This window comes from Pseudomonas sp. NPDC096950, from assembly GCF_044762525.1.
Taxonomy (GTDB): domain Bacteria; phylum Pseudomonadota; class Gammaproteobacteria; order Pseudomonadales; family Pseudomonadaceae; genus Aquipseudomonas.
This window is the reverse complement of sequence record NZ_JBIWEL010000003.1, coordinates 65,852-85,550: the sequence shown is the minus strand read 5'-3', so window position 1 is coordinate 85,550 and position 19,699 is coordinate 65,852. Positions and strand designations below refer to the sequence as shown.

Genomic DNA, 19,699 nt, shown 5'->3' with positions numbered 1-19,699 from the left:
CACGGAGCAGTCCCATGATCACGCCACGCTATATGTTGCTTTTCGTCGAAAATCCCGCCGTCAGTGCACGCTTCTATGAATTCCTGCTGGGCCTGAAACCCGTGGAAGAATCCCCGACTTTCGCGCTGTTCGTGCTGGAGGACGGCTACAAACTGGGCCTGTGGTCGCGACACACCGTCGAACCGGCAGCGGCGATGACCGGCGGCGGCATGGAGCTGGCGTTTCCGGTGGAGTCCGCCGAAGAGGTCGACGCGTTGTTCAGCCAATGGTCGAACCTGGGCTTGAGCATCCTGCAAACGCCCATCGAGCTGGATTTTGGCCGCACGTTTGTGGCGCTTGACCCGGATGAGCATCGGCTGCGAGTGTTCTTCCCTCGCTGAGCGATTCCTGACATTGCACATCCCCTGTGGGAGCGGGCTTGCTCGCGAAAGCGGTGTATCAGTCAACATCAATATTGCCTGGACGAACGCCTTCGCGAGCAAGCCCGCTCCCACAGGGATTTTGGGGTGCCTGAAGACTCGGGCCCAAGTCACCAGCCATGCAAATTTCTCCGAAGTATTTTTTTCCGGGGCAGCTAAGATTCATAGATGGTGAACCTTAACCCCGGTTTCCCGGTCGATACCTGCAACCCGACCCGGTTTGCCGACGCCCCCACTAGAAGGGTGCTGACTGGCTTGCTTCACTTTTTGGAGAACGCCCCCGTGATATCGACCCTACACATCGCCAGGCTCAAAGCATGGGGCGCCCATGGTTTTACCGCCACAGGCGTGGTCACCGCCTTCCTCGCCACCCTCGCTCTGCTGGAGAACCAGGCCACTCATTGCCTGCTGTGGCTGGGCGTGGCCCTGATCGTCGATGGACTGGACGGTGCACTGGCGCGCAAGGTCAATGTGCAATCGGTGCTGCCGAGTTTCGACGGCTCGGTCCTCGACCTGGTCATCGATTACCTGACCTACGTGTTCATTCCGGCGCTGTTCATCTACCGCTACATCCCGTTGCCGGACTACACGCTGCTGCTGACCGTGTCGCTGATCCTGGTCTCGTCGCTGTTCTGCTTCTGCAACGTCAACATGAAAAGCAAGGATAACTACTTCCAGGGCTTCCCCGCTGCCTGGAACGTCGTCGCGTTGTGCCTGTACATCATTAGTCCGTCGCCGTGGATCACGCTGCTGACCGTGATCGGCCTGGCCCTGCTGACCGTGACCCGGATGAAATTCCTGCATCCGTTCCGCGTGCGCAAGTTCATGCCGATCAACATTGCCGTGACTGCCATCTGGCTGCTGTGCAGCTTGTCGCTGGTGGTCAACCACCCGGTGATCAACCCGCTGGTGATGGGGCTTTGGCTGCTGATGTCGGCGTACTTCCTGGGCATCTGTATCTGGCGCACGGCGATGGAATGGTTTGACGGCTCGCGGCACAAGTAACCGAACATGCCCATCCACATCGTGCGGCTGGGCTCACCCCGTGGGCCCGACGAAGGCCTGCGCCTGGGCACCGTACGCCGCCCGCCTAGAGGCGTACCGAAAGCCGAGTTCGCCAGCCGTGATTTCTATGACGTCTGGCAGCCGCTGCTGTCCCCCAGCCCGGAACTGGTCGCCGAGGCGAAAGCGGCTGAAGATGCCAAGGCCTGGGACGCTTTCAAGCGCAAATTCAAGACTGAAATGAATCACCCGGCGCCCAGCCAACTATTGGATTTGTTGGCGGCGCTGTCTCATCAAACATCGCTGGCGGTGGGGTGTTATTGCGAGGATGAGGCCCATTGTCACCGCTCGGTCTTGCGTGAACTGCTGCAAGCGCGGGGCGCGCAGGTTATCTAAACCTCCCTGATGCCTCCCCAGTCCCTGTGGGAGCGGGCTTGCTCGCGAAGGCGGTGTGCCAACCAACATCAATTCGACTGAACCACCGCTTTCGCGAGCAAGCCCGCTCCCACAGGGGGGTTGGTGTGTTGCAAAAATATCTGCGGCTGACCCGGACCAAATGTGGGAGCGGGCTTGCTCGCGAAGGCGGTGTGTCAGCCAACATCAATATCGACTGAACCACCGCTTTCGCGAGCAAGCCCGCTCCCACAGGGGATTGGTGTGCTGCACAAAAATCTGCGGCTGGCCCGGACCAAATGTGGGAGCGAGCCTGCTCGCGAAGACGGAGTGTCCGCCAATATCAATATCGACTGAACCACCGCTTTCGCGAGCGAGCCCGCTCCCACAGGGGATTGGTGTGCTGCACAAAAATCTGCGGCTGACCCCGGACCAAATGTGGGAGCGGGCTTGCTCGCGAAAGCTGTGTGTCAGTCACCATAAATATCGACTGAACCACCGCCTTCGCGAGCAAGTCGAATCGTCGCACCGCCGCGCCCACATTGGTTTTGCCTGGCCTACCGTCAACGCCGGGTGATGACCACTTCCAAGTACTCGCTCGGCACTACCAGTGACGATTCCCCGGCCCGGTTCATCCGGTTCAGCAACGCGGTGAAGTCCTTTTCCAGTGCTGCTGCACCGTCCGCCGGCAGTACCGCGAAAGCCTTGTGCACCGGCCCGTACCAACTACGGAAGGTGTCGATGAAGTGTGCGGCCGAGCGGTAGCGGAAGTTGAAGGTGCGGCGCGTGACCTGGGTCTGGAAGTCGTGGTCGTCGAAGTGCGTGTGCAACCAGGCTTCATTGCCCCAGTTCGACGGCGGCAGTGCGCCGGGTGGTGGTGGCAGGTGTTGGCCGAGGGTCTTGAACATCTGGCCGACAAAGCCTTCCGGCGTCCAGTTGGCCAGGCCGATGCGGCCACCGGGGCGAACCACCCGCGCCAGTTCGCTGGCAGCCTTGGCCTGGTCTGGCGCGAACATCACGCCGAAGGTCGAGAGCACAGCGTCGTAGCTGGCATCGTCAAACGGTAGCGCCTCGGCGTCGGCCACCTGGAAAATCACCTCCAGCCGCTCGGCCCGGGCGCGGTCTTCGCCGCGTTCGAGCAACGCTGCCACATAGTCGGTGGACGTGACTTTGCAACCTCGCCGGGCAGCGGCCAGCGTGACATTGCCGTTGCCGGCGGCGACATCCAGCACGAGTTCGTCGCAATGCAGGTCGCAGGCTTCGGCCAATTCCTCGCCGACGATCTGCAACGTGGTGCCGATCACGGCGTAGTCGCCACTGGCCCAAGCGGCCATCTGACGGTTTTTCAGGGCAGTAAGATCAATGGGTGTACTCATGAGGTGTGGCTCCCTCGCGGGTTTGAACACAAATCAGGCTCTGACGGACGACTCTTCCGCCGTGGTGGGATCAATGATGCCCATGACCCGGGACACACTGTTCGCTGGGAAACCGCCCTGCCTGGCATGTTCCCGAATGAGCTCTTCGTTTGGCGCGATGTACACGCAGTAGATCTTGTCGCCGGTAACGTAACTCTGCAGCCATTGCACCTCGGGGCCCAACTCGCGCAATACACGGCAGGACTTCTGCGAAATGGCTTTCAGATCCCGTTCCGACAGTGCTCCGGCGCCTGGGATTTCCCGCTCTATAACGAACTTCGGCATGGCAACCTCTCTTCTTCTTATCGATACAAGGCCGGCAGTGACCCTGTGCTTCAACTATCGCGCCAGCGCGGGCCTGCGTCCTGCCCGATCGTCGGCCAACACTGTCCGATCGTCCGGAGGTTTCACGCCGCGCAGTAACCGGCTCACAATCAAACGACTCGCCCAAAATGAGCAATCACCATGGACGCCCTCTCACAAACCCTGCGTGTCGTGCGCCTGATCGGCGCGATTTTCATCAATGCCCGGTTCACCGCGCCCTGGTGCTATCAATCCCCCAGCGCCGACTCGGCCGCGCCCTTCCTGGAGCCCGGCGCCGAGCGGGTGGTGATCTTCCATCTGGTCACCGAAGGCGAGTGCTACGTCGAGCTCGGTAACGATCCACCCCTGCTGCTGAACGCCGGCGACGTGGTGGTTTTCCCTCAGGGAGATGCCCATCGCATGAGTTCTGCACCCGGACTTAAACCCGCCACCGGTGCGCGGCTGGATGTGGTGCTGGCGCGGCGTCCACGGCAGTTGAGTTATGGCGGGGGTGGCGCGACGACACGGCTGGTGTGCGGTTACCTGGCATGTGATACGCGACTGGCGGGCATGATGCTGACCGGGTTGCCGGCGGTGATCCGGGTCAACGTGCGCGGCTCGAACGCCGGCATGTGGCTGGAATCTTCGGTGCGTTACGCCCTGGCCGAGGCGCGTTCGCCACGGCCGGGTGGCGAAGGCGTGCTGGCGAAACTGGCCGAGGTGCTGTTCATCGAAGTGCTGCGGATGTACATGAACGAACACGGCGAAGGTCGCACCGGTTGGCTCGCGGGCGTCGGCGACCGGATTGTCGGCGCCGCGCTGAATGCCCTGCACACCAAGCCAAGTCATTGCTGGACCCTGGAAGAACTGGCGCGCACCGCCAGCACCTCAAGATCGGTGTTGGCTGAGCGCTTTCAGCAATTGGTCGGCAGCTCTCCGATGCAGTACCTGACCCAATGGCGGATGTTGCTGGCGGCCAACCTGTTACGCCGCAGCAACACGTCACTGGCGCGGATTGCCGAGGAAGTGGGTTATCAAACCGATACCGCATTCAGTCGCGCGTTTCGCCGCGAGTTCGGCGCACCGCCAGCGGCGTGGCGACGGGGTCAGAATGAAAAAATGGCCCACGGTGCGGAACCCGTGAGCCATTGACTTGCATCGTTACGCCGCAGGCGCTTTGGCCTCTTGCAGCAACTGCTGGATCATCTGCTCCTGGGTGTCGTAGCGACCTTCGCCGAAGTGGGTGTAACGCACCTGACCCTTGGCGTCGATCAGGTAGTGCGCGGGCCAGTACTGGTTGTCGAAGTTGCGCCAGATCGCGTAGTTATTGTCGATGGCCACCGGGTAGGTGATGCCGAGTTTTTTCACCTGATCCTTGACGTTGTCGATGATGCGTTCGAAGCCGTATTCAGGGGTGTGGACGCCGATCACCACCAGGCCATCCTTCTCGTATTTCTTCGCCCAGTCCTTCACGTACGGCAAGGTGTGCTGGCAGTTGATGCAGTCGTAGGTCCAGAAGTCGACCAGCACCACTTTGCCTTTGAGGGATTCGCTGGTCAGGGCCGGTGAGTTCAGCCATTCCACCGCGCCGTTGAGCGAAGGCATCGGGCCTTGGGCATTGTCCATGGACGTGTCGGCCTTGACCTTGCTGACGAAGTAATCGACCACTTTCGGGACGGTTTCCAACACGCCTTTTTCGATGCTGCTGACGCCTTCCGACGATGTTCCGGCCAGCAGTGTTTTGTCGGCGCCGGTGGAAATCACGGCCGCAGCGCCCAGCACTGCCACACCGGCAACCCGACGCAACCAACCGGTGACCGGGATCGATGCTTTCAAGCGATTGACCAAGCCGCGACCGGCAAAGATCAAGGTACCCAGGGACAACGCGCTGCCCAAGCCGTAAGCCACCAGCAGCAGGCTGGTTTGCGCGTTGGCGCCTTGCAGCATGGCGCCGGTGAGGATCACACCGAGGATCGGCCCGGCGCACGGTGCCCAGAGCAGACCGGTAGCGACGCCGATCATCACCGAACTCAGCGGGCCGGACATTTTGCGGGTATCGGGGTCGAGGCGATTGCCCAGCAGCACGAACGGACGGGCCAGCCAGCCGCCGACACGGACGGAGATCAGCGACAGGGCAAACAGCACCATGACGATCAGCGCCACATGGCGGCCGGTGTTGTTGGCCTGCACCACCCATTCACTGCTGACCACGGCCAGGCTGGAGATCAGGGCGAAGGTCAGGACCATGCCGCCCAGGGTGAGCAGGATCGAAGAACGGGTGCGTTCGACGCCGGCGAACAGGAACGGCACGACCGGGAGGATGCAGGGGCTGAGGACGGTCAAAATACCGCCCAGGAATGCGATGAGGAACATGGGGATTACCTTTGGAATCGGATAAAGGGGCCACCACACATCCCCTGTGGGAGCGGGCTTGCTCGCGAAAGCGGTGTGTCAGACACATCAATGGTGAATGTGCCGCCGTCTTCGCGAGCAAGCCCGCTCCCACAGGGGACATGGGGTATTCACGGAATAGGCGCCTGGCATCAGGCAGTCTGGTTATCCAACAACTGCCCCTGAGGCGTCCGGCTGCCGCCGTTCTCCGCCACCATCTGCCCCTGCGGTGTGCGGCTGTAGCCGTCCTCGGCCAGGAACGCATTGCCGTCCTTGTGCGCCACCGGCGTCAGTTGAAAGCACGTGGCACTGCCACAGCTATCCTGCTCAACCGCAGCATTGGCATGGGCGGCGGCGCCGGCCACGGAAAAGGCCATGGCGGTCAAATAACGAGTCACGTTGTTCATGGTGTTCTTCCTGTTTCAAATAGGGATTGGGAGAAGGATTCAGTTGCCTTCGTGGCAGTCATCGGAAAACTTGCTGTAGTCCAGAGCCTGGGTTTTGCCCTGGGAATCCAGGTAAGTCAGCCGGGCATTCACAATCCCGCAGGAAGGGCCGGTGCCCTCTTTCAGCGACACGACTTTCTGGATGTCCAGATGCGTGCCGTAGGTGTAGGTTTGCGGGGTGACCTCGGCTTCGGCACGGGCCGACAAGGTGCAGATGTTCAGGGCGGCAAACAGGCAAGCGGCGTAGACGGCTTTGGTGTTCATAGTGGTTCCCTCAAGACTTCAATGATTAGTTGGTCCGAGGCGGGTTGGTTTGCCTCGATGGGACCCATTAGAAGCCCGGGAGGTATCCCGTCTGTGTCGGGATTCGCCGCGAGTAAATCGTTACGTATCAAAGCCGTCGCCCGATACACAGCGATACAAAACCCCCGAAAATTCATGTTTTTGCGTCTGCATGTATCCGTCGACACATCAGATACATTGGAATACAAAGGGCAGCAGGCGAATGGACAAAGGCTCGATAGACTGCGCGACATCCCCCATTTATAGAGGCTTGGCCCCATGGAACACGTCGATCACATTCTCATCGTGGACGATGACCGCGAGATTCGAGAGCTGGTAGGTAACTACCTGAAGAAGAATGGCCTGCGCACCACGGTGGTGGCGGATGGGCGGCAGATGCGTTCGTTCCTGGAGTCGACGCCGGTGGACCTGATCGTGCTCGACATCATGATGCCCGGCGACGACGGGCTGATGCTCTGCCGCGAGTTGCGCGCCGGCAAACACAAAGCCACGCCGGTGCTGATGCTCACCGCACGCAACGACGAAACCGACCGCATCATCGGCCTGGAAATGGGCGCCGACGATTACCTGGTCAAGCCGTTCGCCGCCCGTGAATTGCTGGCGCGGATCAACGCCGTACTGCGCCGTACCCGCATGCTGCCGCCGAACCTGGTGGTCACCGAAAGCGGTCGTCTGCTGGCTTTCGGGCGCTGGCGCCTGGACACCTCGGCCCGGCACCTGCTCGACAGTGACGGCACCATGGTCGCCCTCAGCGGCGCGGAATATCGGTTGCTGCGGGTGTTCCTCGATCACCCGCAACGGGTGCTCAACCGTGACCAGTTGCTGAACCTGACCCAGGGCCGCGACGCCGACCTGTTCGACCGTTCCATCGATTTGCTGGTGAGCCGCCTGCGCCAACGCCTGCTCGATGATGCCCGCGAGCCGGCCTACATCAAGACCGTGCGCAGCGAAGGTTATGTGTTTTCCCTTCCGGTGGAAGTGATCGGGGCGTCGTCATGAACCTCTCGATGCGCTGGCCGCGTACCCTGGCGTCACGGCTGTCGCTGATCTTTCTGGTGGGCCTGATCCTCGCTCAGGCGCTGTCCTTTGGCGCGCAGTATTACGAGCGTTACGAAAGTTCGAAAAACACCATGCTGGGCAATCTGGAAACCGACGTTTCTACGTCCATCGCGATTCTTGATCGCTTGCCGGCAAATGAGCGTGCGGGCTGGTTGCAGCAACTGGAACGGCGAAATTATCGCTATCTGCTGGACGAAGGCTCGCCGGGCACGGCCATGAGTGATACGCCGATCGCAGTGACTTCGATCAAGGACGCCATCGGCATGGAATACCCGATGACCGTGACCGATATCCCCGGGGCGCAAAAACACTTCCAGGTGCACCTGAAACTGGCGGACGGCAGCCCGGTGACCATCGATGTGCGGCCGGCGATGGTGCCGTTGTCGCCGTGGCTGCCGATCGTGTTGCTGGGCCAGTTGGCGCTGATGATCGCCTGCACTTGGCTGGCCGTACGGATCGCTATCCGTCCCCTCACCCGCCTCGCCGTGGCCGTGGAAACCCTCGACCCCAACACCCACGCGGTGCACCTGGACGAAAAAGGCCCAACCGAAGTTGCCCATGCCGCCATGGCGTTCAATGCCATGCAGGCGCGGATCGCGGCGTACCTCAAGGAACGCATGCAACTGCTGGCGGCGATTTCCCACGACCTGCAAACCCCGATCACCCGCATGAAACTGCGGGCGGAATTCATGGACGACTCCAGCGAGAAAGACAAACTGTGGAATGACCTCGGCGAGATGGAACACCTGGTGCGCGAAGGCGTGGCGTATGCGCGCAGCGTCCATGGCGCGACCGAAGAGAGTCGGCGCACGGATATGGATTCGTTTCTCGACAGCCTGGTGTTCGACTACCAGGACATGGGCAAAGACGTGCAACTGAGCGGCAAAACCGCCGCCGTCATCGACACCCGGCCCCACGCCTTGCGTCGAGTGCTGGTGAACCTGACGGACAACGCCCTGAAATTCGCCGGGGCGGCGGAGTTGCAGGTAGAAAAAAAGACCGACGGCAGCTTGTCGGTGAAAGTCATGGACCGCGGACCGGGGATTGCCGAGGAAGAACTGGCCCAGGTGATGGAGCCGTTCTACCGCGTGGAAAACTCACGCAACCGCAGCACCGGCGGCACCGGGCTTGGCTTGGCCATCGCCCAGCAACTGGCCCTCGCGATCGGCGGCTCACTGACCCTGAGCAACCGCGAAGGCGGCGGCTTGTGCGCAGAACTGCGGTTGCCCGCAAGCAAATAACCCCGCAGATCCCCCCGGGGATCTGTGGGAATTGCCAATTTTGTGTCCAACACTGATTCCCTGTGGGAGCGAGCCTGCTCGCGATGAGGCCGGCATATCCAAAATGGATATCGACTGACACGCCGCCTTCGCGAGCAAGCCCGCTCCCACAAGGGAACTGCGGCGGTCACAACATTCCTGATCGACCCTAATCTACTGTGGGAGCGAGCCTGCTCGCGAAGAGGCCGGCATATCCAAAATGGATATCGACTGACACCCCGCCTTCGCGAGCAAGCCCGCTCCCACAGGGGATCTGTGTGGATTGCTAATATTGTGTCCACCGCTGATTACCTGTGGGAGCGGGCTTGCTCGCGAAGGGGCCGGCACATCCAGCATGGATGTCGGCTGACACTCCGCTATCGCGAGCAAGCCCGCTCCCACAGGGGATCTGCGGCGGGCCGCCGCCCCCTCGAAATTTGCCCTCTCCGCCCATGAACCAGATTTGAAACCCGCAGTCTTAGACCTGCCCTGAAATGCGCTCGTCCGCCAAACGACCAGCGCATCCTCAGCCCAATGGTCGCCCGTACCGTCGTCATCTCCTCAGAGCCGTTCGCCTCATGCGCCAAATCGTCCTGTCTTTTCGCGTTGTTTCGCTCTGTCTGGTTCCACTTCTTCCCCTGTTCGCCACACCCGCCCATGCCGGTGAGGAGCGGCAACTGGTGTCGGAGATCAACAATTACCGCGCCCACCCTCGGGGCTGTTCGATACGTCCGGTCCAGGGTTTGAAGCCCTTGGTGCTGAAGTCGAACCTGGCGCTGCCGCTCGGTTATGGCGGTGCTCTGCGTGAAGGGTTGAAGCAGAACGGGTATCAAGCGGTGACCGTGCGGACGATCCGCCTGGTCGGCGCCCGGGATGCCGAGGACGCCTTCGATGAGTTGCAGGACAACTATTGCGGCGCGCTGCTCGACGCACAGTACGCCGACATCGGCATCAGTCGCGCCCGCAGTGAATGGCAAATCGTGCTGGCGCGGCCGGTGCTCGACAATCAGGTCAGCGATGTCCGATCAGCCAGCAAAACGTTGCTGGCCGAAGTCAACGCAGCACGGGCAAAGTCGCGAATGTGTGGCGGCCGACGCTTCGCCGCCGCCCGGCCATTGAGCTGGAACGCCGCGTTGGGCGCCGCCGCGCAAGGTCATAGCAAAGACATGGCCTACGGCAACTACTTCGCGCACCAGGACCCCGACGGTGAAATGCCGGCGGACCGCGCCAGGGCCGCTGGCTTTCGTGGTCGGCAGATCGGCGAAAACATCGCCGCCGGTCAGAGTTCACCGAGCAAGGCGATGGCCGGTTGGCTCGCCAGCCCCGGGCACTGCGCCAACCTGATGAACCCGATGTTCACCCAGGTCGGCGCAGCCTTCGCCACCGATGCACGCAGCGACGAGGGCGTGTACTGGACGATGCTGTTCGGCGCGAAGTAAGTCAGGCTCGCGAACCGTCCACGGATTTAGGTAGAGTGAGGCCCTTGCGCAACGCCTGCACACGGGGAATCAGCATGATCAGTCTTTCAGTCCTTGCCCTTGGCGGTCGCAACTCATGACTCAGCCGGCCTCGCCACTCCCGACCGCCGCCCCCGGCAAACTCACCTCCCGTGAACTGCGCGGGCTGGTTGCGATTCTGGTGTCGATCGCCCTGGCGGTGCTCGACACCGCCATCGCCAACACCGCGCTGCCCACCATTGCCGCAGACCTCAACGCCTCCCCCGCCGCGTCGGTGTGGATCATCAACGCCTACCAACTGGCGGCCGTGGCCACGCTGCTGCCGTTCGCCGCCCTCGGCGGGATCATCGGGCATCGCAAAGTATTCCTCAGCGGCATCATCCTGTTCGTGGTGGCGTCGGGGTTGTGTGCGCTCGCGTGGTCGCTGCCGACCCTGACCGTGGCCCGCGTGCTTCAGGGCGTCGGAGCCAGCGCGATCATGAGTGTGAACGCTGCGCTGATCGGTTTGATCTTCCCGCCGGAACGCATGGGCCGTGGCCTGGGATTGAACGCGCTGGTGGTCGGCACCTGCTTCGCCGCCGGCCCGACCATCGCTTCGCTGGTGCTGTCGGTGGCCAATTGGCCCTGGCTGTTTGCGATCAACTTGCCCCTGGGACTGTTCGCCCTGAGCTTCGCCTGGAGTTCATTGCCGACCAGCCAGCCCAAAGCCGTGGTGTTTGACCGGATGACCGCCGTGCTCAACGTCATCACGTTCGGCGCGTTGATCTTCGCACTGAGTCAGGCCGCGCAGTTAGGCTCGATGAGTAGCGTGGTGATTGCCCTGGCGGTGTTCCTGGTTGCCGGGGCATTGATGTTGCGCCGTGAGGCCGGGCATCCGGCGCCGATGTTCCCCCTCGACCTGCTCAAGCGCCCGATGTTCGCCCTGTCGACACTGACCGCGTTCTGCGCCTTCGCCACTCAGGGGTTGGCGTTTGTCTCTCTGCCGTTCTTCTTCGAAACCACCCTGGGCCGCGACCCGATCCAGACCGGTTTCCTGATGACACCGTGGTCCATCATCGTGGCGATGATCGCACCCGTGGCCGGGCGCCTGTCCGACACTTATCCACCCGGTTTGCTGGGCGGAATCGGGTTGGCGATTCTCTGCGCAGGGATGGTGTCCCTGGCGATCATGCCGGCGGATCTCAGTGCCACCGGGATCGTGATTCGCATGCTCATCTGCGGGATCGGTTTCGGCTTCTTCCAGGCTCCGAACCAGAAAGCCCTGATGACCAGCGCGCCCCGGGAACGCAGCAGCGGCGCCAGTGGCACCATCGCCATGGCCCGGCTGATCGGCCAGGCGACCGGCGCCGCGTTGGTGGCGTTGAGCTTCGGGATGTCGGGCACCCATGGTCCGGTGCTGGCGCTGAGTATTGGGGCGGGGTTCGCAGCGGTGGGGAGTGTGGCGAGTGCGTTGCGGTTGGTGGCGGCCAGGGCATGACACCGGACCTGTGGCGAGGGTTTTTTTGTGGCGAGGGGGCTTGCCCCCGTTGGACTGCGCAGCAGTCCCCTAAAAGCGAGGGCCGCTTCGCGACCCAACGGGGGCAAGCCCCCTCGCCACAGCAAGCCCCTTCGCCACAGCAAGCTCCCTCGCCACAAAAGCACTTTCGCCAAAGATTCGAGTGGCTGAGTTAACGAGCCGCCCACGCATTAAACCGCTCTTCCAGCTCCTCCCCATGATCCACCCAGAACTCCGCATCCACCGCCCTGGCCTTGGCCATGTTGGCGTCGGCAGTCGGCAGTTGCTGCTGCACTTGCTGCGGCAAGAGTGCCAGGGCCTGACGGTGAACCGGGCCGTAAGGGATGTTTTCCGAGAACACTTTCTGGGTCTGCGGCTGGCTGGCGAACGCGATGAAACGCTCGGCCATGGCCTTGTTCGGCGTGCCTTTGACCACGGCCCAGTATTCCGGGTCGTAAAGGCTTTGCGGCCAGACGATGCTCAGGTTCATGCCCTCTTTCTGCGCCGAGGCGATCCGGCCGTTGTAGGCGGCACTCATCACCACGTCACCGGCAATCAACCACTGCGCCGGTTGCGCGCCGGCCTCCCACCACTGGATGTTCGACTTGATCTTGTCGAGCTTGGCAAAGGCGCGGCTGACACCCTCAGTAGTGTTCAGCACTTTGTAGAGTTGATCCGGCGCGACGCCATCGGCCAGCAGCGCGATTTCCAAGGTGTACTTCGCGCCTTTGCGCAGGCCGCGCTTGCCCGGAAAGTCGTTGACGTTCCAGAAATCCGCCCACGAAGTCGGGGTCTTGGTCAGCTTGTTCTGGTCGAACGCCATGACCATCGACCAGACGTAAGTGGCCACGCCGCACTCGGTAAACGTCCCCGGCACGAACTGGCTCTGATCGCCAAAACTGGCCGGGTCGAGTTTCTCGAACAAACCGGCATCGCAGCCGCGCAACAGCTCCGGGCTCTCGACCTCGACCACGTCCCAACTGGTGTGGCCGACATCGACCATCGCCTTGATTTTCGACAACTCGCCATTGTATTCACCGGCGACGATGCGTCCGGCGCCACTGGCGTTGAAGGGTTGGAAGTAGGCTTTGTCCTGGGCCTGCTTGGTGACGCCGCCAAACGAAATGACGGTCAAATCCTGCGGCGCGGCGAACACGCCGGTGCACAACAGGGCCAGGGAAAAAGGGATACACGTACGTAAGGTTAAAGACATGGAACGCTCCCGCAGCTGTTTTTTTAAAATTAGGGTAAAGCCGGGCAGTGCTGGCCAGAGACCAATAACAGTTCCATCGTGCTGGTCTCATGGGACCTACATCGTTATGAGCAACGGCCTTCATCCGGGAGAGCCGAACCACGCTGGGTGTGGCTCGATAGTGCGACATCCCTCTGCAGAGGAAAATTATTAAAAATATGCTTGGGAGCGATAAAAAAGCTCGTTAGCCCAGGCGCTTCAAATCCGTGTTGGCGATACACTCGGGGCCAACCGATGCCCTGACCTGACGCCTCGCCCATCAGGCGCTTTCTGTGCCGACCAAGGACTGACCGGACCATGCAACAAACCACCGCGCGATTGATATTAAGGCCACCGCAGGCCGAAGACCTGGCTCGCCTGTTTGCCATCTACGGCGACCCGGCGACCAACCAATTCAACCCGGCCGGCCCGTTGGCCGATGTCCAACAGGCCGAAACCTTGCTGGCAGGCTGGCTGCGCCATTGGGATGAAAACGGCTACGGACAATGGGCGATTGCCACCCGTGAAGCGCCGGAGCAGGTCATCGGTTTCGGTGGCATCGCGTTGTACAACTACCTCGACGTCTTGCGCCTCAACCTCGGTTATCGGTTTGACGCCGCCGCGTGGGGCAAGGGTTATGCGACGGAGTTGGGCACCACGGCGCTGGCGTTCGCCTTCAATGAGCTACAGGCCGAGCAAGTGTTTGCGCTGGTCCGGCCGAGTCATCAGGCGTCCATCGGCGTGCTGGAGAAAATCGGCATGCAGTGCATCGACCTGCTCGACGATGTGCCGGGACAGCCGCAAAGCCTGGTGTATAGGGCCGATCGCCGCTAGAGGATGTAGCCACCCGATACGTCGATGCTCTGCCCGTTGATCCAGCCACTGTCTTCGGACAGCAACGTGGCGATCACCCGCGCTACATCGTCCGGTTCACCCACCCGACCAAGGGCGGTTTGCGAGGCCAGCAAGGCTTCGAACTCGTCATTCAAGCCGCCGCCCAGTTCCGTACGAATCGCACCCGGCGAGACGGCATTCGCGCGAATCCGGTGCTCGCCAAACTCCTTGGCCATGTAGCGGGTGAGTACGTCCAGTGCGCCCTTGGACGCGGCGTATGGCGCGACGCCGGCGGTGGCCACGCGGGTCGTCGCGCTGGTCAGGTTGACGATGCTTGCGCCCTCCTCCATCAGTGGCAACAGCGCCTGGGTCAGGAAAAACGGGCCTTTGAGGTGGACGTTCAACAGGCCGTCGAATTGCGCCTCACTGACCGTCTCGATCGGGTTGAACAAGCCGTGACCGGCGTTGTTGACCAGGCCGCTTAGCGACGTCTTCTGCCAGATTGATTGCAGCTCAGCGCGAACGGCGTCGGTAAAAGCACCGAACGACTTGATATCACTTACATCCAGTTCGAGCGCGACAGCCTTGCCGCCGTCTGCATGGATTCCTGCCACGACCGACTCGGCGGCCTGCGCATTGCTGGTGTAGGTCAGGATCACACCCATGCCGCGCCGGGCACACAATTGGGCGGTGGCGGCGCCAATGCCTCGGCTGCCGCCGGTGATGACGATGATGTTCATGTGCTGCTCCACTGTGGATGAGGTGAGCCACCACGGTAGCGATTGACCTCCCGACGGGCGCAGCCGTTTCTACTCGGAAACTGCCTGTTTCTGCTTTTTACTTGCGCCGAGGGTTGCCATGGGATCAGATGTCTCCCCATGAACAATCAGCTCAATGAACTCAGAACCCTGGCCGCCAGGGCCGAAAACCGCCGCACCGAGACGGGCATCCCACGGGTGGCCATGGTCCAGGGCGCGATTCCGGAACACCTGTTGGCAGCGGTCTACGACCCGATGATCAACCTGATCCTGCAGGGCAGTAAATCGATGACCGTCGGCGACCGCACGCTGCGGTACGACCCGGCGACCTACTTTGTCATGTCCATCGAGCTGCCGGCGGTGGGCCAGGTGCATCCGGCTGCGACTGGCGAACCTTACCTGGCGGTCAGTCTGACGCTGGAGCCCACCGTTGTGGCGAACCTGCTGGCGGACCTTCCCCCGGCGACCGGGCGTCATGAACAGGAAAGCGGTTTTTCCGTCGCCGCGGTCACGCCCGAACTGATGGACGCCTGGGTGCGCATGCTGCGATTGATGGACCGGCCGGCGGACATCGCGGCGCTGAGCCCGGTCTATGAGCGGGAAATTCTCTATCGAGTGCTGCAAGGTCCCCACGGCGCAATGCTGCGGGAAATCGCCGCGCCCGACAGCGCGATGGCCCGCGTGAGCCAGGCCATCCAGTGGATCCGCCGCGACTTCGCCGCGCCGTTGCGAGTGGAGACCCTGGCGCAGTCAGCGGCGATGAGCGTGTCGTCCTTCCACCGCCACTTCAAGGCTGTGACTAACTTCAGTCCGTTGCAGTATCAGAAGCGCGTTCGACTGCTTCAGGCCCGGACGCTGCTGGTGGCCAGCGCCAAAAGCGTCACCAGCGCAGCGTTCGATGTCGGCTATGAAAGCGCGACCCAGTTCAGCCGCGACTATGCCCGCGTATTCGGCTTGCCGCCGGCACGGGATGCGGCGCGGATTCTGGCGGATACGCGAGGGGCGACCCGATGAATATGGACACTCTCTGGAGGCATCCCATGCACGTTCTGAGCAAAACCCTGGCGACCCTGTGCGTTGTCGTGCCGTGCATGGCCAGCGCCGAGCCACGGCCCGAACACATGGTCTATTTGCGTTCGATTGACCCGAGCATCCAGCAAGACATGCGCTACGCCACCGCCCATAACTTCACCGGTCACCCGCTCAACGGTTACGAAGCACCCGAATGCCTGCTGTCCGTGGACGCGGCCAAGGCCCTGGCCCGAGTGCAAACCGCACTGCAAGCGCAAGGCTACGGTTTGAAAGTATTCGACTGCTATCGACCGGCCCGCGCGGTCGCTGACATGGGCAACTTCGCCAAGGTGCCGGGCGATCCCACCAAAGCCGAGTTCTATCCTCGCGTGGACAAACAAGACTTCTGGCGCCTGGGTTACGTGGCCCGCGTCTCGGGTCACTCCAAGGGCAGCACGATGGACCTGACCCTGACCGGTCCAAAAGCCCTGCCTGCCGAGATCCGGACGCCCTCGCTCAAACCCGTGGACTGCACCGCTCCTTATGGCCAGCGCTGGAAGGATGGCGCGCTGGACATGGGCACCGGTTTCGACTGCTTCGACGAGCCGGCCCACGCCGACAGCACGGCGATCAACGCGACCGCCAAAGCCAATCGCCAGCGACTGACCAGCGCCATGGAAAAAGAGGGGTTTGTCGGCTATTCGAAAGAATGGTGGCACTTCACCTACACCGGCAATCCGGCGTTGAACCAAGTGATGGATTTTCCCATCACCCCGCTGGCGCTCAGTACCAGTCACCAGTTGATCATCGTCACCACCAAAAACTGGACCGACATCCAGGGCAGCGCCCAGCGCTATCAGCGCCACGGCAAAACCTTTGAAAAAATCGGCGAGCCGTTTGCGATAGTGGTGGGTAAAAGCGGACTGGCCTGGGGCAAGGGGCTGACGGTGGTTGAGCAACGCGAAGGACCGGTCAAACGCGAAGGCGACGGCAAAGCACCGGCCGGGATCTTCAAACTGGGAACAGCCTTCGGCTACGCCAACAGCGCCGACACCCGACTGCCCTACCAGCCGCTGACCCCGACCATCGAATGCGTCGACGACAGCCAGTCCAAACGCTACAACGAACTGGTGGATGGGGCCACGGTGACCAAGGACTGGAACAGCTCCGAGCGCATGCGCCGGGACGATGACATGTACCGCAACGGCATATTCATCGAGCACAACACCCCAGCGGTGTCGGGTGCAGGTTCGTGCATTTTCTTCCATATCTGGCGCGGGCCGACGTCGGGGACGTTGGGGTGCACGGCGATGGATCCGGCGGATATCAATCGGCTATTGGGCTGGCTGGACCCTCGCCAGGGGCCGTTGCTGGTTCAATTGCCGGAATCGGAATATGCGCAGCTTCGTGACAGCTGGGGCCTTCCCGAACGCTAAATCCATAGCCTGACACTAAACCTGTGGCGAGGGAGCTTGCTCCCGCTGGGCTGCGAAGCGGCCCCAACAAAATGGGACTGCTGCGCAGTCCAGTGGGAGCAAGCCCCCTCACTACAGGATGGAGCACAACCTGGTTGAACTACCGGGTGCCGGGAACCAGATCGAGTATTTCATCGATCCCCAGGCAGCGCGGCTCCATCTCCAGGGTTCGCCCATTCGCCAGGATGCCGTCCGCGATATCGCGCATCGCCAGGTACGCACTGCGCAACATGTGATTGGCGTAAATCACCGCGTTAAACCCGGCGCTCTCCAAGACCTCGAATCGCAGATGGGAATAGCTGGTCGGCACGCAAATCAGCGGCACCTGCGGGCATTGCTGACGGAACAACCGGGCAAACTCGAGGATTTCCAGACCGTCCTTTTTGCGGCTGTGAATCATGATCCCGTCGGCCCCCGCGTCGACGTAAGCCAGACAACGCTCAAGGGCGTCTTGCATGCCCTTGTCGAGAATCAGGCTTTCACACCGCGCAATAATCATCAGCCCCTGGCTGTCGCGACTGGCACAACCGGCCCGAATCTTTTCGCAGAACTCTTCGATGGACTCTTGCTCCTGGCTGACCGCAGTGCCAAACAGCGAGTTCTTCTTCAACCCGCATTTGTCTTCGATCACCACCGCCGAGACACCGGCCCGCTCGAGCATTTTGATATGAATCGCAAAATGCTCGGACTTGCCGCCAGTGTCGGCATCAAAGATCAACGGCATCGAGCAGACATCAAAAATCTCGCGAATACCGTGCAACCGGTTACTCGGCGAGAGAATTTCAATGTCCGGCAAGCCGCGTTGGGTCGAGTCCGTCAACGAACTCGACCAAATGGCGTCGTACGACACGCTTTGCCCCGGAGCCACTTCAAGTTTGGCCCGCTGTGCCAGTAACGCGGATATCGGACTGTGGGCTTCGAGGACGCGCAGGCAACGTTTGCTGTTGAACAGCGTGGCCAGATGGGTTCGGCGGGTTTCAGTATCCATACAAATCCAGGCTCCATTTTTATAATTAGGCGAGCAACGGCGCGGCAGTTAAGGATGAGTCATGTCCAGCGGCACCACGTATCGGTCGAAATCCTGGGTGGAAACCAGGCCCAACTCCGCGGCGACTTCCCGCAACGACTTGCCATTGTGGTGAGCGGTCTTGGCGATGACGGCGGCCTTGTCGTAGCCGATATGCCGATTGAGTGCGGTGACCAACATCAGGTTTTTTTCGAGGTTTTCGTGGATTTTTCCCAGGTTCGGCTCAATGCCCACCGCGCAGTTATCGTTGAAGGCTCGGCACGCGTCCGCCAGTAACGTGATGCTCTCCAGCACGTTGTGGACCATCACCGGCTTATAGACATTGAGCTGGAAGTTGCCCTGGCTGCCGGCGAAAGCCACGGTCGCATCGTTGCCGAAGACTTGAGTGCAGACCATCGTCAGCGCCTCGCACTGAGTCGGGTTGACCTTGCCCGGCATGATGGAGGAGCCCGGTTCGTTCTCCGGAATGTCGATTTCGCCGATGCCACATCGAGGTCCGCTGGCCAGCCAGCGCACATCATTGGCGATCTTGAGCAAGGCCATGGCCAGCGTGCGGATCGCGGCCGAGGTGTTCACCAGCGCATCGTGGGCCGACAAGGCAAAGAACTTGTTGGTGCAGGACTTGAACGGGTGACCGGTCAACTCGGCAATCACCCTGGCACACTCGTCACCAAACAGCGGGTGGGCGTTCAATCCGGTGCCGACCGCCGTGCCGCCAATGGCCAGGTCATAGAGGCCGGTCAAATTGTGCTGGATCGATGCCAACGCATAATCAATCTGTTCGACCCAGCCGCCGATCTCTTGCCCCAGGGTAATCGGCGTCGCGTCTTGCAAGTGGGTGCGCCCGACTTTCACCACCTCGCAAAACTGCACCGATTTGTCGGCCAGGGTGTCGCGCAGCCGAGAGACGCCGGGCAGCAACGTTTCGAAGACCTCGCTGACCACCGCCATGTACATCGCGGTCGGAAAGGTATCGTTGGAGGATTGCCCGCGATTCACATGGTCATTGGGATGGACCGGCGCCTTGCTGCCCATCACACCGCCGGCGATCTCGATGGCGCGGTTGGAAATGACTTCGTTGGCATTCATGTTGGACTGGGTGCCGGAGCCGGTCTGGAACACCACCAGGGGAAAATGCTCGTCGAGCTGCCCGGCAATCACTTCATCCGCCGCCGCGACAATCGGCAGCACGATGGACTCGGGCAATTCACCCAGTTTGAGGTTGGCCAGCGCCGCGGATTTCTTCAGGATCCCCATCGCCTTGATCATCGGCGTGCCCCATTGAAAACGCGCCCGGCCAATCGGGAAGTTGTGAATGGAACGTTCGGTTTGGGCGCCCCAATACTTGTCGGAAGGCACCTCGATGGACCCCATTGAATCAGACTCGACACGCATGATTGTTCAACCTGTAGAAAACGGCT

General features: G+C 61.5%; 20 protein-coding genes. 11 read left to right on the top strand and 9 right to left on the bottom strand.

Annotation, left to right across the window (positions count from 1 at the left end; genetic code table 11):
• Window positions 1-14 precede the first annotated feature (14 nt).
• The 3 genes from ACIQY3_RS07390 to ACIQY3_RS07380 all read left to right on the top strand — a co-directional run bounded on the left by ACIQY3_RS07390 (window position 15) and on the right by ACIQY3_RS07380 (window position 1,817).
• Window positions 15-380, top strand: coding sequence for a VOC family protein (locus ACIQY3_RS07390; RefSeq protein ID WP_403018222.1), 366 nt, complete (start codon window positions 15-17; stop codon window positions 378-380).
• 321 nt (window positions 381-701) lie between these two features.
• Window positions 702-1,424 (top strand): phosphatidylcholine synthase, encoded by a 723-nt coding sequence (gene pcsA / locus ACIQY3_RS07385; protein ID WP_403018221.1) that lies wholly within the window; start codon window positions 702-704, stop codon window positions 1,422-1,424.
• Between the two features lie 6 nt (window positions 1,425-1,430).
• Entirely contained in the window at window positions 1,431-1,817 is a 387-nt protein-coding gene (locus ACIQY3_RS07380) for a DUF488 domain-containing protein (protein ID WP_403018220.1), read from the top strand.
• Between the two features lie 560 nt (window positions 1,818-2,377).
• Here ACIQY3_RS07380 and ACIQY3_RS07375 read toward each other — a convergent pair.
• Together ACIQY3_RS07375 and ACIQY3_RS07370 are read right to left on the bottom strand one after the other, a co-directional pair.
• On the bottom strand, window positions 2,378-3,190 hold the full coding sequence (locus ACIQY3_RS07375) for a class I SAM-dependent methyltransferase (RefSeq protein WP_403018219.1): 813 nt from the start codon (window positions 3,188-3,190) through the stop codon (window positions 2,378-2,380).
• 33 nt (window positions 3,191-3,223) lie between these two features.
• The gene (locus tag ACIQY3_RS07370; protein WP_213942169.1) at window positions 3,224-3,514 is read right to left on the bottom strand and encodes a DUF4242 domain-containing protein; all 291 of its coding nucleotides are present in this window, start codon (window positions 3,512-3,514) and stop codon (window positions 3,224-3,226) included.
• Window positions 3,515-3,694: 180 nt separating this feature from the next.
• Here ACIQY3_RS07370 and ACIQY3_RS07365 point away from each other — a divergent pair, with 180 nt between their 5' ends.
• A complete protein-coding gene (locus ACIQY3_RS07365; RefSeq protein ID WP_403018218.1) occupies window positions 3,695-4,684 on the top strand; it encodes an AraC family transcriptional regulator in 990 nt (329 codons plus the stop codon).
• A gap of 9 nt (window positions 4,685-4,693) precedes the next feature.
• On the opposite strand, the gene ACIQY3_RS07360 is transcribed toward ACIQY3_RS07365, so the two are convergent.
• The 3 genes from ACIQY3_RS07360 to ACIQY3_RS07350 all read right to left on the bottom strand — a co-directional run bounded on the left by ACIQY3_RS07360 (window position 4,694) and on the right by ACIQY3_RS07350 (window position 6,633).
• The gene (locus tag ACIQY3_RS07360) at window positions 4,694-5,905 is read right to left on the bottom strand and encodes a cytochrome c biogenesis protein DipZ (protein WP_403018216.1); all 1,212 of its coding nucleotides are present in this window, start codon (window positions 5,903-5,905) and stop codon (window positions 4,694-4,696) included.
• Between the two features lie 170 nt (window positions 5,906-6,075).
• On the bottom strand, window positions 6,076-6,330 hold the full coding sequence (locus ACIQY3_RS07355; RefSeq protein ID WP_403018215.1) for a hypothetical protein: 255 nt from the start codon (window positions 6,328-6,330) through the stop codon (window positions 6,076-6,078).
• A 39-nt stretch (window positions 6,331-6,369) separates the two neighbouring features.
• Window positions 6,370-6,633, bottom strand: coding sequence for a DUF2790 domain-containing protein (locus ACIQY3_RS07350; RefSeq protein ID WP_403018214.1), 264 nt, complete (start codon window positions 6,631-6,633; stop codon window positions 6,370-6,372).
• A gap of 297 nt (window positions 6,634-6,930) precedes the next feature.
• Between ACIQY3_RS07350 and ACIQY3_RS07345 the strand changes: the two genes are divergently transcribed.
• From ACIQY3_RS07345 to ACIQY3_RS07330, 4 genes are all read left to right on the top strand, one after another.
• The gene (locus ACIQY3_RS07345; RefSeq protein WP_054055184.1) at window positions 6,931-7,671 is read left to right on the top strand and encodes a response regulator; all 741 of its coding nucleotides are present in this window, start codon (window positions 6,931-6,933) and stop codon (window positions 7,669-7,671) included.
• Window positions 7,668-8,972, top strand: a complete 1,305-nt coding sequence (locus ACIQY3_RS07340; RefSeq protein ID WP_403018213.1) for an ATP-binding protein — start codon at window positions 7,668-7,670, stop codon at window positions 8,970-8,972. Before ACIQY3_RS07345 ends, ACIQY3_RS07340 begins: the two co-directional genes overlap by 4 nt.
• A 596-nt stretch (window positions 8,973-9,568) precedes the next feature.
• Complete coding sequence (locus ACIQY3_RS07335; protein ID WP_403018211.1) at window positions 9,569-10,429, top strand: CAP domain-containing protein; 861 nt, start codon at window positions 9,569-9,571, stop codon at window positions 10,427-10,429.
• A 115-nt stretch (window positions 10,430-10,544) separates the two neighbouring features.
• Entirely contained in the window at window positions 10,545-11,924 is a 1,380-nt protein-coding gene (locus ACIQY3_RS07330) for an MFS transporter (protein WP_403018208.1), read from the top strand.
• A gap of 190 nt (window positions 11,925-12,114) precedes the next feature.
• Here the strand turns inward: ACIQY3_RS07330 and ACIQY3_RS07325 are convergent, their stop codons facing one another.
• Complete coding sequence (locus ACIQY3_RS07325; RefSeq protein ID WP_403018207.1) at window positions 12,115-13,155, bottom strand: ABC transporter substrate-binding protein; 1,041 nt, start codon at window positions 13,153-13,155, stop codon at window positions 12,115-12,117.
• 336 nt (window positions 13,156-13,491) lie between these two features.
• On the opposite strand from ACIQY3_RS07325, the gene ACIQY3_RS07320 reads away from it, so the two are divergent.
• The gene (locus ACIQY3_RS07320; protein WP_403018206.1) at window positions 13,492-14,007 is read left to right on the top strand and encodes a GNAT family N-acetyltransferase; all 516 of its coding nucleotides are present in this window, start codon (window positions 13,492-13,494) and stop codon (window positions 14,005-14,007) included.
• On the opposite strand, the gene ACIQY3_RS07315 is transcribed toward ACIQY3_RS07320, so the two are convergent.
• Entirely contained in the window at window positions 14,004-14,747 is a 744-nt protein-coding gene (locus ACIQY3_RS07315; RefSeq protein WP_403018205.1) for an SDR family NAD(P)-dependent oxidoreductase, read from the bottom strand. The genes ACIQY3_RS07320 and ACIQY3_RS07315 overlap by 4 nt on opposite strands.
• 138 nt (window positions 14,748-14,885) lie before the next feature.
• Here ACIQY3_RS07315 and ACIQY3_RS07310 point away from each other — a divergent pair, with 138 nt between their 5' ends.
• Both ACIQY3_RS07310 and ACIQY3_RS07305 read left to right on the top strand, forming a co-directional pair.
• Entirely contained in the window at window positions 14,886-15,779 is an 894-nt protein-coding gene (locus ACIQY3_RS07310) for an AraC family transcriptional regulator N-terminal domain-containing protein (protein WP_403018202.1), read from the top strand.
• Window positions 15,780-15,805: 26 nt separating this feature from the next.
• Window positions 15,806-17,212 carry a M15 family metallopeptidase gene (locus tag ACIQY3_RS07305; protein WP_403018200.1) on the top strand — a complete coding sequence of 469 codons (1,407 nt, stop codon included), beginning with the start codon at window positions 15,806-15,808 and terminating at the stop codon, window positions 17,210-17,212.
• A 139-nt stretch (window positions 17,213-17,351) separates the two neighbouring features.
• Here the strand turns inward: ACIQY3_RS07305 and aepX are convergent, their stop codons facing one another.
• Both aepX and fumC read right to left on the bottom strand, forming a co-directional pair.
• Window positions 17,352-18,239, bottom strand: coding sequence for a phosphoenolpyruvate mutase (gene aepX / locus ACIQY3_RS07300; RefSeq protein WP_403018199.1), 888 nt, complete (start codon window positions 18,237-18,239; stop codon window positions 17,352-17,354).
• Between the two features lie 48 nt (window positions 18,240-18,287).
• Complete coding sequence (gene fumC, locus ACIQY3_RS07295; RefSeq protein ID WP_403018754.1) at window positions 18,288-19,676, bottom strand: class II fumarate hydratase; 1,389 nt, start codon at window positions 19,674-19,676, stop codon at window positions 18,288-18,290.
• Window positions 19,677-19,699 lie beyond the last annotated feature (23 nt).

Coding starts and splice junctions, on each gene's coding strand:
- ACIQY3_RS07390 (WP_403018222.1), top strand. CDS start 15: ATGATCACGCCACGCTATATGTTGCTTTTCGTCGAAAATCCCGCCGTC.
- ACIQY3_RS07380 (WP_403018220.1), top strand. CDS start 1,431: ATGCCCATCCACATCGTGCGGCTGGGCTCACCCCGTGGGCCCGACGAA.
- ACIQY3_RS07375 (WP_403018219.1), bottom strand. CDS start 3,190: ATGAGTACACCCATTGATCTTACTGCCCTGAAAAACCGTCAGATGGCC.
- ACIQY3_RS07370 (WP_213942169.1), bottom strand. CDS start 3,514: ATGCCGAAGTTCGTTATAGAGCGGGAAATCCCAGGCGCCGGAGCACTG.
- ACIQY3_RS07365 (WP_403018218.1), top strand. CDS start 3,695: ATGGACGCCCTCTCACAAACCCTGCGTGTCGTGCGCCTGATCGGCGCG.
- ACIQY3_RS07360 (WP_403018216.1), bottom strand. CDS start 5,905: ATGTTCCTCATCGCATTCCTGGGCGGTATTTTGACCGTCCTCAGCCCC.
- ACIQY3_RS07355 (WP_403018215.1), bottom strand. CDS start 6,330: ATGAACAACGTGACTCGTTATTTGACCGCCATGGCCTTTTCCGTGGCC.
- ACIQY3_RS07350 (WP_403018214.1), bottom strand. CDS start 6,633: ATGAACACCAAAGCCGTCTACGCCGCTTGCCTGTTTGCCGCCCTGAAC.
- ACIQY3_RS07345 (WP_054055184.1), top strand. CDS start 6,931: ATGGAACACGTCGATCACATTCTCATCGTGGACGATGACCGCGAGATT.
- ACIQY3_RS07340 (WP_403018213.1), top strand. CDS start 7,668: ATGAACCTCTCGATGCGCTGGCCGCGTACCCTGGCGTCACGGCTGTCG.
- ACIQY3_RS07335 (WP_403018211.1), top strand. CDS start 9,569: ATGCGCCAAATCGTCCTGTCTTTTCGCGTTGTTTCGCTCTGTCTGGTT.
- ACIQY3_RS07330 (WP_403018208.1), top strand. CDS start 10,545: ATGACTCAGCCGGCCTCGCCACTCCCGACCGCCGCCCCCGGCAAACTC.
- ACIQY3_RS07325 (WP_403018207.1), bottom strand. CDS start 13,155: ATGTCTTTAACCTTACGTACGTGTATCCCTTTTTCCCTGGCCCTGTTG.
- ACIQY3_RS07320 (WP_403018206.1), top strand. CDS start 13,492: ATGCAACAAACCACCGCGCGATTGATATTAAGGCCACCGCAGGCCGAA.
- ACIQY3_RS07315 (WP_403018205.1), bottom strand. CDS start 14,747: ATGAACATCATCGTCATCACCGGCGGCAGCCGAGGCATTGGCGCCGCC.
- ACIQY3_RS07310 (WP_403018202.1), top strand. CDS start 14,886: ATGAACAATCAGCTCAATGAACTCAGAACCCTGGCCGCCAGGGCCGAA.
- ACIQY3_RS07305 (WP_403018200.1), top strand. CDS start 15,806: ATGCACGTTCTGAGCAAAACCCTGGCGACCCTGTGCGTTGTCGTGCCG.
- aepX (WP_403018199.1), bottom strand. CDS start 18,239: ATGGATACTGAAACCCGCCGAACCCATCTGGCCACGCTGTTCAACAGC.